A 12857-nucleotide genomic window follows, 5' to 3' on the forward strand; every position below is an offset into this window, starting at 1 on the left:
CCGGCGCTCGCCCGCGGGGACGACGTTCCACGTGCCGGCGCCCGGACCGAACGTGGTCACCGCGCGGTCCTGGCAACGGCATCGAGGGCTACTGCTTCCTCACCGCCACCACGAGCAACCTCTCGACCACAGGGCCCTGGCCGTCGACCCTGCCAGGCCGGCTCCAGGGGCCGACCACCGAGGTGTCGGACTATCCCGTCCAGGCCGAGCAGGACGTGGAGCCCTCGCGCCGCCGGGTGCACGTGGTGATCACCCCGGCCCCCGACCCACAGGTCACCGTGTCCATCGACTTCAACGACGGCAACGGCTCGCAGCAGGTGCTCCAGACCGCCGCGCCGACCCCCGTGCCCTCGACGTACAAGTTCGGGTTCGCGGGCTCCACCGGCCTGTTCACGGACACCCACCTCATCCGTAACGTGGCGGTCCGCACCCGGGGGCCGCTGCCCCGGCTGAACCTCGTGAAGCAGGCCAGAGAGCCGCTGCCCGGGGACATCACGGCCGGCACGCAGGTGCCGTACGACTTCGTGGTCACCAACGCGGGCGGCACGACCATCGACGACCTCACGGTCGACGACCCGAAGGTCGGCCCGGTCTCCTGCCCCGTGACCGGCCTCGCCCCGGGTGAGACGGTCACCTGCACGGCCACGTACACGGTGACGCCCGAGGACGTAGCCGCCGGGTCGATCGACAACACCGCGACGGCCGGCGGCACGTCGAACGGGGACCCGGTCGCCTCACCTCCGTCGTCGGAGAGCGTGCCGATCGAGCGGACACCGGGCATCGAGATCGAGAAGCACGTGGAGACCCCGGGCCCGTACGCGGTCGGGCAGGCCGTGACCTACCGGTACACCGTCCGCAACACCGGCGGTAGCGAGCTGACGGACATCGCGGTGCGGGACGACCACGTCACGGGCATCGCCTGCGAGTCGACGACGCCGGCCCCGGCCGGGAGCCCCGGTGACAGCACCACTTGCACCGGCACCTACACCATCACCGAGGCCGACGGTACGGCCGGCTCCGTGACCAATACCGCCACGGCGACCGGCACCGCGAACGGGGGTACCGTCACCTCGCCGGAGACGTACCAGACCGTCCCGGTCGGGGAACCCCACCTGACGGTGCGCAAGAAGGTCGTGTCCAGCGGCCCCTACAAGGTGGGCTCCGCGGTCCGGTACACCTACACGGTCACCAACACCGGCAGCACCCAGCTGCACGACGTGCACGTGGCGGACAACCGGGTCGCCGCGGTGAGCTGCGACGCGACCACGCTGGCGCCCGGCGCAAGCACCACCTGCCGCGACACCTACCGGATCACCAAGGCCGACATCGCCCTCTGCCAGGGGAGCGGCCCTCGCGGCGGAGGCGGCGGCACGGTCAAGTGCCGGATCACCAACGTGGCCCGCGCCGGCGCGACCGACGCGCAGGGCAACGAGATCGCCAGCGAGCGGGCCACGGCCACCGTCACGGTCAAGGTCAAGTCCGACGGCCGGCCGAAGCCGAAGCCCGACTGCGACCAGCAGGGCGGCAAGCGAAGCGACAAGGGCGGCTGCCGCAAGCCGCAGCACCACCGCGAGGCCTGACACACTTCGCGACCCGCGCCGGCACAGCCCTCGGAAGGGGGCCGTGCCGGCGCGGCGTCTGCGTACCCTTCCTCTGCGACGACGCGCGGTTGCACTTTCGGGTGGTCAGTGACCGGGATCTCCAGCTCGCCCTCTGCGGGTGGGGCCACGAGTACCAGCGTGCCGCTGCGCTCGACCTCGCCCCCGAGGATGATCAAGCGCCGTTTCAGAGCGCGCCATGACCGCCTACGTCCTGGCCGCGACGACTGGCCGTCGCAGGTCAGGTCGTGAGCGCGACCAGCACGCGCCTGCGGCGGCAAGTGGAGTCATCGGTTCGGGCCTCGGCGAGCCGTTCGGCCGGAGAGAGTCGCTTCACGCTTCCCGTTCGAGTGGAAGGCCACCGGCGACTGGTCGGAGGGTGGGCATGCCGAGTTGTACTGCCCGGGACCGGCACAGGGCGGAGGTGGCCTGACGGATCTCCTCCCGTTCTACGTCGGTGAGGGCGTCGAGGTCGCTCTCGACCCCGCGGATCAGACGCCGCAGGCGACTGAGCTCCTCCTCGGACGGTGTTGCTTCCGCCCGAACCCGAGCGTCGAGCTCGGCGGCCGCGGCCGGTCGTTCCCAGTCCCGAAGCAGGGCGTCCAGGTCGGTCCGCAGGTCCGGAAGTAGGAGGGGTCGGTGCGGACGTGATCACAGCCCAGGCGTCGGAACCGGAACGGGCAGGCGTGGCCTCCGGCTTTGACGTTGCTGAGCTCGGCGCAGATCCCGAACGGTACGGCGACCTGCCCGATCCGCATCCGGGTGTGCTCATGGTCCAGGAGGGCTTTGGCCTCGTCCCACAGCCGTGTCGGTCGAACTGGAGGGTGACCAGCCGGTCGACGGCCTGACGCGTGCGGTTCTCGGAGACCCGTGATGGTGGAGTCGGTTATCGCTACTCTCGGAATGCCTCTGCCTGACAGGGGCATGGGCCCAGGGGCAGGGATGGATCGGGCGTCTACCGGCCTACGATGCGGCACATGACGATCACGTACGAGTGGCGCGGTGCTTTCGATAACGCCGCCGTCAACGCGCTTCACGCGGAGGCGTTCGGTCACGTTCAGGAGAACAGCGATTGGCAGACACGAGTGGTGCGACACAGCCTCGGCTGGGTCTGTGCCCGAAGTGACGAGAGGCTCGTGGGGTTTGTCAACGTCGCCTGGGACGGTGGCGTCCATGCTTTCGTTCTCGACACGATGGTCGCCCAGGACGTGCGCAACAGTGGTGTCGGGACCGAACTCGTGACGGCCGCGGCCCAAGGCGCCCGAGCAGCGGACTGCGAATGGCTCCACGTCGACTTTGAAGAGCATCTGCGTCCTTTCTACTTCGACGCGTGCGGCTTCAGGCCGACGGACGCGGGGCTCATCGCCCTGCGCCGGATCACGTCTGCTCCGCAGTCGTACGGCGGCTGACCTCGGCTGCGTAGGCGGCCCAGTCGCCAGCGGCGGCTCGCTGCCACTTGACGGCGACGGTGATGTCGATCCCGAGGGTGCGGGCGAGGACTGCGGCGGGCAGCTCGGTGGCGAGCTGGAACAGGGCGGTTGAGCGGGTCTCGGCGAGGCGGATGCCGAGTTTGTGGAGCCGTTCGCCCATGGCCCAGGCACTGATCGGCCGACCGGGCTGACTTCCCGGGAACAGCCGGGGCGAGTCTGTCCGGCCGAGGACGGCATGGCCGCGGCGCACCGCGACCTGTTGGATGGCCAGGTCAGCGACGGGTGCGGGAAGCTCGACCGGGATGGCGCCGAGGCGGATGCGGACGGCTCCATCCGCTTCCTCGATGTGGTCGACGGTGCGCCGCGAGATCACGGCGGGCCACTGGGCGCAGAGGAGCAACAGCAGGCCGGCGAGACGGCCTTCGGGCTCGAGGGTGTCGTCGTGCAAGAGGCGGCGGGCAGCAGAGCAGCGGGCCTCGTCGGAGCGGTAGCCCGCCGCGCCGCCAGGTACCCGCCCGCCCAGCGTGCTGGTGAATCTCATCGGCATCAACAACCGAAGGCACAAGACGGGCCGAAGGCACTCGACCGGCAACGCCGATGCGTCGACGGACCGGTGGGCGGGAGGGACGCCATGACGGCATCACCCGCGTTTATGGCCAGGTGTGAGTAGCCGGTTGCGTCGCACCTGAGCAAACATGAGTCATGTTCATGCCGAACAAGGGGACGCACGTCGGGGCAACTGCCCTCATGGCAAAGGATGTTCGCCCTGAACATGGCCCACAGGCCGTTCCCCCTTCACACGACCACACAACGTGTCTTCCGGATCGAGGAATCTTGCGCCTTTCACGACTCGCGCCCGCACTGGCCGCCGCGGTGATGTGCCTCTTCGCCATGCTCACCGTGCCGGCAGTCGCCGCGCCCTCGCCGTCTCCCACGGGTCCTCAGCCCATCATCGGCGGCGGGACCGCGGGCAGTGCCCCGTGGGCCGCCCGGCTGTACTCCAACGGGCAGGAAGCCTGTACGTCCACGATCATCGCCCCCACCTGGATTCTCACGGCCAAGCACTGCGTCAGCGGCGGTGGGCTCTCCTTCCGCATAGGCAGCCTTGACCAGTACAGCGGCGGAACCGTCGCCTACGGCGTCCAGACCTACACCCACGGCTCCGACCTGGCCCTCGTCCGTCTCGACCGGTCGGTGTCGGCCACGTACGCCCGTCTCGGGCAGCCGGGGACCGTGCGTGTCGGGCAGGGCGTGCAGGTGTACGGCTGGGGCGCCACCTCCCGGTGCGGCTCCGAGATCAACTGCCAGTCCCGCTACCTGAAGGTCGCCAACGTCACGGTCACCAGCGGTTGCACGGACGCCTACGGCGGCTCCGCAATCTGCGCCACGTGGGGCAACGGCATCACCGCGGGCGGCGACTCGGGCGGTCCGATGATGGCGAGCGGCGTCCAGGTCGGCGTTGCCTCCACCAGCGACCGCCAGAGCAGCACGGCCTACACCAACGTGACCGCGTACCGCTCGTGGATCCAGTCGATCGCGGGCGTCTGAGCCGACGGGCCGCCGGAAGGCCGAGAGGCTCGAAACTCCCGGCTGCCCGGGCGCGACCCGGGCGGTCATGAGAGCCATCGACGCGGCGGGGGCGTGGGAGACCACGCCCCCGCTCCCGTGTGAGGTACCCGGCACCAGTTCGGTGTGCGCCGAACGGGGCACCTCGCGTGACGCAGCTCTTCGTGGTCGTCCTCACGAGAGCCCCGGTCGGAGAGGACGGCACCCGGTCGCCGGTCACTTCGAGGCCGCGCAGGCCGCCCGCGCCAGCCACGTTCTCCAGCACGCAGCCCTCTGGGACAGCTGCCGTCCAGCGTTCGCCGCTGGTCCGCAGGTCGAAGGCACGCAGAACCTTCGCCCCGGGAATGCCCGGCCGTATATCGATCGCCCAGTCGTCGTCGGCGTCCCGCAGGACGGCCGGCCCGCTGCCCACGGCGAGCGTCCCGGTGAACGTCTCGGCCAGGTGGCCCCCACGGTGCGGGCGGTGTGCCGGCGCTCGCGGCAGGTCGCGAGGCGAGCGCGGCGACGGTCGTGCGGCCCTCGGCCGTGGTGCGGCCCCGTGCGATCAGCACGACGGGCTCGACCGCGCTCCGGCTGACCTCGCAGACGCGTTCCCGGCCGGGCGGGGCGCGCTCCCAGGGCGGCGGTGACCTTGTCGTACCGACTGCGGAGGAGAGTGTCGCCGACCACCCATGCGCCATTGCCGCGTTCCTCGAGGAGGTTTGCCGGACGGGCCTCCCAACGACACGCAGCGAGGCCCCGAGCACGGAGCAGCTGGTGGCCGCGGCGACGATGAACGTGGCTGCCGTCGCGAGAAGTCGGGTGCGTCCCCTTATTTGTCGGCCTGCCCGTTCCCGTCCTGATGCCCGCGACCCAACGGCCTCGCTCCCCGCCGCGTCCTCGTCGGGCGAAGTCTGCGTACGGGTGAGCCGGTCACCGTGTCCGCCGGCGCCCCGAACCGGGCGGAATCCCTGGCGGGGTCATACGTCGCCGACCTGCCCACTGGCCCGATCACGTACGTACCGGAGGAGACCGGTACGTACGTGATCGCGGCAGCAGACGTCCCGGGGGCGGCCCCGTGTCAGCCCCAGTCGGCAGCCGCGTCTCCCGCTTGGGCCGGGGCGCCGGCCACCGCATCGACCAGGGGCTGGACGCGGTAGGGGATGACCGCGCTCAGTGCGATGACCGTGGCGCTGCGGCGGACCCCCGGTACCTCAAGGACGTGGTCGATCACCTGTTGCACGTGCTGGTTGCTCGTGCCGGCTATCCGGCACCAGATGTCTCCGGAACCCGTCACCACATGTGCTTCGAGGATCTGTGGCACGGCCCGCAGTCTCGCGGCGATGGTCTCGCGGGCGGGCTGGTCGACTTCGAAGGTGGTGAACGCCTGGACCGCGTGGCCGAGAGCGGCGACATCTATGTCCGGTCCGTACCCGGTCACCACGCCGGACGCGGTCAGCCGGTCGAGCCGTGCCTGCAATGTACCTCGGGCGACGCCGAGTTGACGGGCGACCTCCAGCAGGCCCGCGCGAGGACGCTCGCGGAGCAAGTGCAGCATCCGGCCGTCGAGCCGGTCGAGTCCTCGTCGCGCCACCACGCCTGCCGATCTGTTGTCCCAGTGGCACGCAGATGCCCCGGCTTTTGTCAGATTAACAAGGGAATGGCCTGCCTGTTGCCTGATCGTCCGCCTCCACTCCACGCTGTGTGCCCCGGGCACGGCGAGGGCCGTGGGCGAGAGGAGAACCATGAGGAAGCACACCCACCCGTTCGTCCCCTACCGCCCCGACCGGTACGACGAGGCCGGGATGATCCGGCGGGGTGAGGACTTCGTCTCGTTTCTCGACGGCAGGCGCAGCGTGCGGTTCTTCAGCGACGACCCGGTCCCGCGGGCCTGCATCGACCTCGCCGTCGCGGCGGCGAACACCGCTCCCTCCGGCGCCCACTTCCAGCCGTGGAAATTCGCTGTGATCGGTGACGCCGAGACCAAGCACCGCATCCGGGTCGCGGCCGAGGAAGAGGAGCAGGTCAACTACGAAGGGGGTCGCATCCCGCCCGAGTGGCGTGCCGCACTCGCGCGCCTGGAGACGAACTCGGACAAGAGCTTCCTCGACGTCGTGCCGTGGATCGTCGTCTGCTTCGCCGAGAAGAGCACGGCGATGCCGGACGGTTCCCTGCGCAAGAACTATTACGTCAACGAGAGCGTGGGCATCGCCTGCGGCTTCTTCATCGCCGCCCTGCACGCGATGGGGCTGAGCACCCTCACGCACACCCCCAACCCCATGGGCTTCCTCACCGAGATCTGCCAACGACCGGGGAACGAACGGCCCTACATCCTCTTCCCGGTCGGCTACGCCGCAGCCGACTGCGAAGTCCCGGACCTGGCCCGCAAACCCCTGACGGAAGCGATCGCCGAAAGCCCCGCATCCACGGGGCTGACGGCGAATTCCAGGGATTGTCGCAACACGTGATCATTGGTGTGTACGGCAAGAAGTGTATGCAGCGGCTCAGCTGGAAGTCCCCAGCCGAGCCGCTGTTGCATCGTCGACGTCCGGGGGGGTGCTGCCGCTTCGGCAGCTCTGGCTGAACAATCCCCGGCAGGGCGGCGGGGGCGTGTTCTCCGGTGCCAAGCTCTCGCAGCTCCCGCATCCGCTCGTTGCGTCGTAGCAGTGCGGCGTAGGCCTCGATCGTGTTCTGAAAAAGGTAGCGGCCGACGGCTATGTCCTCGCCGAGCACCCGGACGGCCTCGTCGCTACGGCCAGCGCATTCCAGGACCTCGACCTGGAGTTCCCTGCGCGTTGCTCGCATCGAGGTTCCATCGCTCTTCGCCGCGGGCGCGCTCGGCCCTGGGTGCGAGCAGTTCCAGGATCCGCTCGTCGCGGTCGTGTCCGTCGGTGAGTTCGACGAGCGCGTTCAGTATCCAGCCGCGGTCCAGGTGCGGTGTCAGAACCCCTATCGCCGGGCGGGGCGCAGGCGGGCCGCCACACCTCGGTCTTCGCGTCGCGAGCACCCCGCCGCACCTCGGGCAACGGGCGGGCAGCGCACCGGGCACGTCCTGGCCATAGCCGTCGGCATCGGCCTCGTCATCGGCGTCCTGGCCTTCGTCGCCGAGGGCTCTCGCGCAAGCGCGGCCATCGCTGGCATCGCCGCGTACGGCACCAGCGTGGCGGTGCCGCACAGCCTGATCGGCTGACTTCCGGAGGAGGGCGCCGGACGGCGTACGGGTGAACCCCCTGCCGGGCTGTACGTGCTTCCGGTCCGGCAGGAAAAGCAAGGGTGGTCAGCAGCGCGGCACGGGCCCGCCGATATCCATCAGGGCGGTGTGGGCCCGTCCCCGCCTCACGCCGTCCGGAAGACCGGCTGGGGGGACGCGGGTACCACTCACGCCCGGAGATGAGATGCAAGCTCAGTCGGAGGAGATCCGAGGCTGCCACTCGATCAGGACGATGGTCGCGTCGTCGGTGAGCTCGTCGTTGTGGTGGCCGCGAATGTCATGGATGAGCAGCCGCAGGATTTCGGCGGGCCGCTGCCCGGCCGCCGCGGAGCGGATGATGAAGTCGGTGAACCGGTCGAGGCCGAATTCGTCGCCGCCCTTGCGTGCCTCGGTGACGCCGTCGGTGTACAGCAGGACCCGGTCGCCGGGTTCCAGGGCCTGTTCGTGTACTTCGCGTGCGGTGCCGGGGGCCTGCAGGGAGTCCAGGCCCATGGGCGGCTGCGAGGGGCGTTCCAGTGCCCTGTCGACGACGCGCTGGTTGCGGATCAGCAGGGGTGCGGGGTGGCCGCAGTTGCACCAGCGCAGTACTCCGGTGTCGGTGTTGAGCTGGCACATGATGCCGGTGCAGAACTGGTCGGGGAGCCAGCGGGCGAGTTCCTGGTCGACGGTGGCGACCATGTCGGGGAGGTCGGCGCCGGAGCGGCGGGCGTTGCGGCAGCAGGCCAGGGCGACGGCTGTGGTCAGGCCGGATGCGAGATCGTGGCCCATGGAGTCGAAGATGCCCGCGTGCAGGATGTTGCGGGTCAGGGAGTGGTCGAAGGCGTCTCCGCCGAGTTCGTAGGCCGGTTCCAGGACTCCGGTGGAGATGACCGAGGTGGTGCCGATGCTGCGGGGTGGCAGGAAGGCGCGGAGCATCTCGGTGTGGGTGTGCATGGTTTTCGTGCGGGTGCGGGAGATGAACCAGTCGCTGTAGGTCCGTTTGGAGGTGATCACCAGGGCGAGTGTGTGGGCCAGCAGATGGCAACGGCGCAGTCGTGTGGCGTCCAGGGTGCCGGGGCGCACGCCGAGGACGCCCAGGCGTTCGGTGCCGTCGATCAGGGGGACCCAGACCACCAGTTCGTTCCGGTCCTCCTCGACCCGTGCCGAAACCGTGCGGTAGGTCCATCCGGCTTTGCTGCCGTCCACAGGCAGCCAGTCATCCTGATCATCGAGAGGGACCAGGACCTGCTGCTGCAGGTCGACCAGGTAGACGGTCGCGCTGCCCAGCCCCATCGCCCGGGCGCAACGGTTCACCACGGCGGGCACACGGTAGGGGATGCTCGCATGAGCATCAGCGAGCATCCTCTCCAGCAACCGCTCGTCCGGCCACGCGTCAGCCACCTGGTCACGCTCGTCCGCCACGGCGTTACCTCCACTCCATGCGCTCACCCTCGCACCGCTTCCTCCGCAGGCCCACCGGCCTTACCGCAGATGGAGCACCGAACCCTCCTACCGGTCGATCAGGGACTCGTCTGCCGGCTTGCCGAGGCAGACGACCAACAGGTCATTCACGGTCGGGGTCGGCGGACGTCGAGCGGCCGCTCCGGGTCGTGCGTCGGCTCGACATGCCAGGCGCCGCCGGGCGGGCCGACCCTCAGCTGGTCGTGCCCTCCCCCGGACCACACTCGGCCGTGCGCCACATGACGGCCATGCCGAGGCCGTCCACGTAGAAACGTTCGGCAGCGGCGAGGCCCGCGAGGGCCGGACCACCCGGACTGGGGCGGTGGAGCCGATCAGGCCGAGGGCTCCAGGGCAGCCCGCCAGACGGGACTGTCGACGTAATGATTGTCGAACCGCTCCGCGGAGGCTGCGATCTCCTTCGCGTCGGCCTCGCCACGCATCACCCGGCCGAGCAGGCGCAGGTAGTCGAACCGCCCCATGCCCGGCGTGAACACGAACAGCACGTCCGCCTCACAGCCGGGCGCCGCGGCGAAGGCGTGCGGAGTGTGGGGCGGCACGGCCAGGAAGTCGCCCGCCTCCAGGATGGTGACCTCCTCACCCACCAGCACCTGGAGGGACCCGCTGATCACGAAGAACAGCTCCGTCGCCTTGGTGTGGAAGTGGGCGGGCGCCCCCACGGCCCCCTTGGTGAACGTGGACCGATAGCTGGTGAAGCCGTCAGCAGTGCTGTCCGAGTCGGCGAGCAGCGTCATCACACTGCTGGGATCGGCACAGGTCTCGGCCTCGGCGTGACGGGTCAGTACCGGCCGTCCGCCGGTCGATGCGATCTTCATGTCGTGCCCTTTCCAGGCATCGGGGAATTGTGCGGGGAGACGGGAGAGCAACGAGCTCTCCGGATCAGGGAGGCCCTGGTGCGGTTCTGCAGGGCGGGCGTCAGCCGAAGATCGCGGTGGGGTCGCCGGTGTACCAGGTGTTGTCGATGCGAAGCCGACGGGTGACCCAGCGGTCGCCGTCGCGGACCAGGTCGACGTCGTAGGGGTTCTTCAGCAGCGCGTGTGTGGCGGAGTCGGCGATGAGCAGGTGCTGGGCTTCCACGAGGGCGGTGAGCCGAGCGGTGTCGCCATCGATCGTGATCCGCGTGTTGGTGACCTGGTGTGTGGTGTCCACCCGACCGGTGAACATGGCCAGAATGGTGGTGACGATGGTGTCGCGCCCGGACATCAGCGGCGGACTGGCCCCCCACTTGGAGGCGGCCGGGCGGAAGTCCAGCTCGGCGTCGGCGGCGAAGGCCGAGGTGAACAGTTCCTTGTCCTTGAGGTCCTGGCCCAGGCCGAAGCGGTAGAGCGCGTCGGTGATCTCCGCCCGGTCCCTGAGTTCCGCGACGGCCGCGGCCGTGTCGTGAGCGGGGGTGGTCAGCGCGCGGTCGCTTGCGACGTACAGGATGTTCTCCTGTGCAGGTGAGTCGGCCTTTCAACGCCTCTGATCCTGCTGCGATCCGGAAAGGGCATCAATGCGCTCCTGCGCAACGATCGTGAAGCCTCGATCAACGATGTAAGGGGTACGGGGATGCTGGAGCGACACGAACTGGAGGCGTTCCTGACGCTTGCCGAGGAACTGCACTTCGGCCGCACCGCCGAGCGGCTGCACGTCTCCACGGCCCGGGTCAGCCAGATCATCGCCCAACTGGAGCGCCGCATCGGCGTCCCGCTGTTCAACCGCACCAGCCGCCGAGTGGAGCTTTCCCTGGTGGGGCGACAACTGTACGAAGAGACACGCCCGGCCTGGGCCCGGATCACCGACGCGTTCGAGCGGGCCGTCGACGCCGGGCGAGGGCTGACCGGGCTGCTGCGGGTCGCTTTCACCGGACTGGCGGCGGGCCAGCTGCTGGTCGGGGCCACGCAGGCGTTCCGCACCCGGCACCCCGACTGCCAGGTCCAGATCAAGGAGGCACACCTGCCGGAGGTCCTGCCGTGGCTGCGCAGCGGCGAGGTGGACATCGCGCTGACCTGTCATCCGATGCACAAGGAGGGCATCGTCATGGGGCCGGTCCTGGTGCGGGAGGCACGCATGCTCGCCGTGCCGACAGGGCATCCGTTCGCCCGCCGCGCAACCGTCTCCGTCGAAGATCTGGCTCGCGTGACCGTGCTACAGCTGCCCGATGCGCTGCCGGAATCCCTGCGCGAGGACCGCGCGCCGCGCCGAACCCCCACGGGGAAACCGATCGCACTGGGTCCGTCGGCCATGACGTTCAACGAGACGCTGACGCTCGTGGGCGCCGGGGAGGGGGTCTTCGCCGTCGGTGCCCATACAAGGCGCTACGTGGCCCGCCCCGATGTCGTCTACGTCCCCTTCGAAGACGCGGCGCCAGTGGACTGGGGCCTGGTATGGCCCGCCGACGGGGCGACAGCCCGCGTTCGCGCCTTCAGCCAGGCAGCGCTCAACCTGGTGCAGGCAACTACACCGAACCCCTGACCGTCATCGACGGCCCGGACGCCATCCGGGCAGGGAGCGCAAGCACCGGATCGACGACCTGCAGTCGCGGCCGTCAGGTCGGCGCTGAGGCGTGCTCGGCTCGGGATGTTGTTCGACGACTCGGTGACTGCGCCGGCCCATCCGGGGACAGGGCCGGCGCATTGTGCGTTACGAACGCGGTATCTCGGTGGTGACCTGGTCGTACCGGACAAGGCGAGGGGTGAAGGAATACGAGGGATGTCTCTCCTGGAGACGTGCCGTGGCATCGTCGAGATACGCCCACATGTCGGCCGGGTCCGCACCGACGCCGAACGTCGCGTCGTTCAGCACCTCCATGTCAGGACTCGAGATGTATGCCACGTACTTGAGGGTCTGACTGCCACTGGCCATGAGCGTCTCGGCCTCCGTCAAGGTGTTGTGCGTTACATGCCCGTCCTTGCCACCCGCGATATCGGCGGCCTGAGCTGTTCCGGCTGTCGTGAGGAATGCCGATGCGGCAGCAGTTGCGCCGGTAGCACCCAATAGTGCTCGCCTGGAAATATCTGGCACAGTCCTCCCCCTACTTCAATGGCCCTTCCTGCGAGGGCTCGCGGCCGACATTACAGCCAGAGGCAGGGCGTTGACCCCTGATGTTGAACACACGAGGCACTGGATCCCGAGGATCTGAGAACGGACATCTCGTGGTCGTGAAGAACTACCCGCCGGAGCTCAAGGCGGACGCGGGAGCACTGTACGAGTCACGGCCGGACGCAACGATCAGGACGGTCGCCACCCATCTGGGAATCACTCGGAGACACTGCGCAACTGAGTGAGGGAAGCCTGCGTGAGTCGTCCCCGGGAACGTCGGACGCAGGAACCGTCACAGCCGCCGGCGCCGCTATACCGCATAACGCGGCCTTGCGGAAGAAGGTCCGTGAGCTGGCCGAGGAACACGAGATTCTGCGCAAAGCGGCGAAGTATTTCGCCGGGGCGCGCTGGTGAACCGTTGCCAGTGCGTCGCGGACCTCCAGTGCCGCTACAGCGTGAAAGCGGCTCTGCATCCTCGGCGTCAGCCGCTCGAGCTTCTACTACTGGCGCCGGACAACCGCTGACCGGCTCGCCCGGCGGGGAGCCGACGCCCGCCTGGCCGCCCGGATACGGACCGTGCACCAGAAAATCTGA

Annotated in this window: 12 protein-coding genes; 6 read left to right on the forward strand and 6 right to left on the reverse strand. The window is 69.3% G+C overall.

The window, feature by feature from the left end; genetic code table 11:
* Positions 1-182: 182 nt before the first annotated feature.
* A complete protein-coding gene (locus AB0L33_RS24435) occupies positions 183-1580 on the forward strand; it encodes a hypothetical protein (RefSeq protein WP_365684742.1) in 1398 nt (465 codons plus the stop codon).
* A gap of 995 nt (positions 1581-2575) precedes the next feature.
* On the forward strand, positions 2576-3007 hold the full coding sequence (locus tag AB0L33_RS24440; protein ID WP_365684744.1) for a GNAT family N-acetyltransferase: 432 nt from the start codon (positions 2576-2578) through the stop codon (positions 3005-3007).
* On the opposite strand, the gene AB0L33_RS24445 is transcribed toward AB0L33_RS24440, so the two are convergent.
* Complete coding sequence (locus AB0L33_RS24445; protein ID WP_365684746.1) at positions 2976-3569, reverse strand: hypothetical protein; 594 nt, start codon at positions 3567-3569, stop codon at positions 2976-2978. The genes AB0L33_RS24440 and AB0L33_RS24445 overlap by 32 nt on opposite strands.
* Positions 3570-3862: 293 nt before the next feature.
* On the opposite strand from AB0L33_RS24445, the gene AB0L33_RS24450 reads away from it, so the two are divergent.
* Entirely contained in the window at positions 3863-4576 is a 714-nt protein-coding gene (locus tag AB0L33_RS24450) for a trypsin-like serine protease (RefSeq protein ID WP_365684748.1), read from the forward strand.
* A gap of 1078 nt (positions 4577-5654) precedes the next feature.
* Here AB0L33_RS24450 and AB0L33_RS24455 read toward each other — a convergent pair.
* The gene (locus AB0L33_RS24455) at positions 5655-6167 is read right to left on the reverse strand and encodes an Lrp/AsnC family transcriptional regulator (protein WP_365685021.1); all 513 of its coding nucleotides are present in this window, start codon (positions 6165-6167) and stop codon (positions 5655-5657) included.
* A 151-nt stretch (positions 6168-6318) separates the two neighbouring features.
* On the opposite strand from AB0L33_RS24455, the gene AB0L33_RS24460 reads away from it, so the two are divergent.
* Together AB0L33_RS24460 and AB0L33_RS24465 are read left to right on the forward strand one after the other, a co-directional pair.
* A complete protein-coding gene (locus tag AB0L33_RS24460) occupies positions 6319-7041 on the forward strand; it encodes a nitroreductase family protein (RefSeq protein WP_365684750.1) in 723 nt (240 codons plus the stop codon).
* A gap of 248 nt (positions 7042-7289) precedes the next feature.
* A complete protein-coding gene (locus tag AB0L33_RS24465; protein WP_365684751.1) occupies positions 7290-7763 on the forward strand; it encodes a hypothetical protein in 474 nt (157 codons plus the stop codon).
* A gap of 213 nt (positions 7764-7976) precedes the next feature.
* Here the strand turns inward: AB0L33_RS24465 and AB0L33_RS24470 are convergent, their stop codons facing one another.
* The 3 genes from AB0L33_RS24470 to AB0L33_RS24480 all read right to left on the reverse strand — a co-directional run bounded on the left by AB0L33_RS24470 (position 7977) and on the right by AB0L33_RS24480 (position 10667).
* A complete protein-coding gene (locus AB0L33_RS24470; RefSeq protein WP_365684753.1) occupies positions 7977-9185 on the reverse strand; it encodes a PP2C family protein-serine/threonine phosphatase in 1209 nt (402 codons plus the stop codon).
* Positions 9186-9556: 371 nt separating this feature from the next.
* Positions 9557-10057, reverse strand: a complete 501-nt coding sequence (locus tag AB0L33_RS24475) for a cupin domain-containing protein (RefSeq protein WP_365684755.1) — start codon at positions 10055-10057, stop codon at positions 9557-9559.
* A gap of 100 nt (positions 10058-10157) precedes the next feature.
* Positions 10158-10667 (reverse strand): nuclear transport factor 2 family protein, encoded by a 510-nt coding sequence (locus AB0L33_RS24480; protein WP_365685023.1) that lies wholly within the window; start codon positions 10665-10667, stop codon positions 10158-10160.
* Positions 10668-10790: 123 nt separating this feature from the next.
* Between AB0L33_RS24480 and AB0L33_RS24485 the strand changes: the two genes are divergently transcribed.
* Positions 10791-11696, forward strand: coding sequence for a LysR family transcriptional regulator (locus AB0L33_RS24485; protein WP_365684757.1), 906 nt, complete (start codon positions 10791-10793; stop codon positions 11694-11696).
* A gap of 168 nt (positions 11697-11864) precedes the next feature.
* Here AB0L33_RS24485 and AB0L33_RS24490 read toward each other — a convergent pair whose 3' ends face one another.
* Complete coding sequence (locus AB0L33_RS24490; RefSeq protein ID WP_365684759.1) at positions 11865-12245, reverse strand: hypothetical protein; 381 nt, start codon at positions 12243-12245, stop codon at positions 11865-11867.
* Positions 12246-12857 lie beyond the last annotated feature (612 nt).

The organism is Streptomyces sp. NPDC052299 (genome assembly GCF_040679335.1).
GTDB lineage: Bacteria > Actinomycetota > Actinomycetes > Streptomycetales > Streptomycetaceae > Streptomyces.